The sequence below is a fragment of the Streptomyces sp. NPDC001135 genome, assembly GCF_053598395.1.
The window spans coordinates 1-1,946 of the sequence record NZ_JBSFKD010000080.1; the positions used below are offsets into that span (position 1 = coordinate 1).

Annotated in this window: 2 protein-coding genes; one reads left to right on the plus strand and one right to left on the minus strand. The window is 75.0% G+C overall.

Annotation, left to right across the window (positions count from 1 at the left end):
* Nucleotides 1-111 precede the first annotated feature (111 nt).
* A complete protein-coding gene (locus ACWC94_RS42225) occupies nucleotides 112-990 on the minus strand; it encodes an SCO6745 family protein (RefSeq protein ID WP_450803088.1) in 879 nt (292 codons plus the stop codon).
* Nucleotides 991-1,284: 294 nt separating this feature from the next.
* Here ACWC94_RS42225 and ACWC94_RS42230 point away from each other — a divergent pair, with 294 nt between their 5' ends.
* Nucleotides 1,285-1,887 carry a hypothetical protein gene (locus ACWC94_RS42230; protein WP_450803090.1) on the plus strand — a complete coding sequence of 201 codons (603 nt, stop codon included), beginning with the start codon at nucleotides 1,285-1,287 and terminating at the stop codon, nucleotides 1,885-1,887.
* Nucleotides 1,888-1,946 lie beyond the last annotated feature (59 nt).

Below are 1,946 nucleotides of genomic sequence, written 5' to 3' on the forward strand. Positions count from 1 at the left end.
GCGGTCGGCGGTCGGCGGTCGGCGGTCGGCGGTCGGCGGTCGGCGGTCGGCGGTCGGCGGTCGGCGGTCGGCGGTCGGCGGTCGGCGGTCGGCGGTCGGCGGGTCAGCGGGTCAGCGGGCGACGCGGTACGAGGCCCGGGTCAGGCCCACCGGATTGCCCGGTGGCAGCAGGCCCGAGCTCTCCACCTTGTGGGCCAGCGGGTCCAGCAGCTCGGCCAGGCGTGCGCTGCGCTCGCTGCCCAGCGCGGTCCACGGTCCTTCGGCCGCCGCGTCCGTGAGCGCCTCCACCTCCGCGCGTGCGGCCGCCCCGGCCGTGGTGAGCGAGCCGTCGGCCGCGAGCAGCCCGCGCTCGCCCAGCCGGGCCCCGGCCGCCTCCCAGTCCGACTGCTCCCACATGCGTGTCTCCCGCAGCAGCGCCGCGTCGGACTCACCGGCCGCGGCCTTGAGCACCATGGCCTCGACAGGCCCGAGGCCCTGACTCACCAGTACCGCCACATGCGAGTCGCCCCGGTGCTCGCGCAGGGTCGTCAGGCCCTGCCACAGCCGCGCGGTGGGGCGGTCCGGGCGCTCCAGCGCCTGGTTCGCGGCGGCCAGCACCCGGCCCGCGGTGTCCGCCGCGGCGGCGGCCTCCCAGGCGAGGTCGGCGGCCTCGGTGAACTCGGCCGAGCCCACGGCGTCCGCTCCGAAGAGGTCCGTCATCACCGCGTCCAGGGCATCCTGACGGGCGGCCAGCACGTCCGCGGGCGTCGCGTACCTCCAGGCGTCCGGCAGTGCCCGGGTCACCCGGGCGGGGTGGAAGACGTAGAAACAGCTCGTCACGACGGACGGGGGAACGGTACCGAGCGGTGCGGCGCGCAGCGCGAAGTACCCCATCCAGAACCCGCGCATCCCGAGCGCGTCCGCCGCCCGGCGCACCTCCGGCGCGAAGTACACGAGATCGTGCACCGGCTCGTACCGCTCCCACAGCTCCCGCGCCATCCCGTCCGCCACCGCTTCCTCCCACCGCGTCGACGTTCCGTGCTGCCGGCACCAGCCTGCGTTATGACGCCGGTCATAACAAGAGGGGGGTGGGTGTCCCGAGCGCCGTCCGGCCTCGAACCCACCGGTTCGCCCGGACGAGGGGTACGCCGAGTGGCAAAGTGGGGCAGACGGGTGGCGCAGTGACCCGGCTGGGCGGCTCGGATGGTGGGAGTCGGGACGCTCACTGACGGTGGTTCATGTCGAGGCCGGGTCTATCCAGCTGATGAGGTATCCGCTGCCCGACCACGGCGGAAGGACATCACTATGCGTTCTGCCCGCATGATTCTGGCGACGGCTGCCGCCACCGCAGCCCTCGCCTTCGCCGCGCCCAGCGCCGCGTTCGCGGTTCCCGCGGGTGACGACGGAGGCCGCGACGGCTCCTCCCACAGCCAGGGGCGCGACCACGACTCCGGCGACGACCACGGCGGTGACCGTGACGACGACTCGGGCCGCGACCACGACAATGATCACGGCGACGACCACGAGAAGGGCCGCGGACACGGCGAGCCGCGCGGCGGAATGCACACGGGTGGCGGAGCGCTCGCCCTGGTGCAGGGCGACGACTGGGGCTCGGACTCGGACTCCGGGCGCGACGACAGCCGGTTCGACCCCGACAGCTACCGGGACGGGGGCAAGGACGGCGGCAAGGACGGCGGCCGGGGGGGCGGTCGCGACAGCGACGAGCGGGGCGAGGACCGGGGCGAGGGCCGGGGCGACGACCACGAGAAGCCGCACGGCGGTATGCACACCGGCGGCGGCGCGCTTGCCACTCCGAGTGTCACCGCGGGCGGGCTGGCCGTGCTGGGCGTGGGCGCCGCCGGAATGTACGCGCTGCGCCGCAAGAAGGCCGGCCAGCCGGCGTCCTGACCTGACGAGCAGCGCCATCTGTCGATGATCGCCCTCGGCGGGGTGATCGGCGCGGGCCT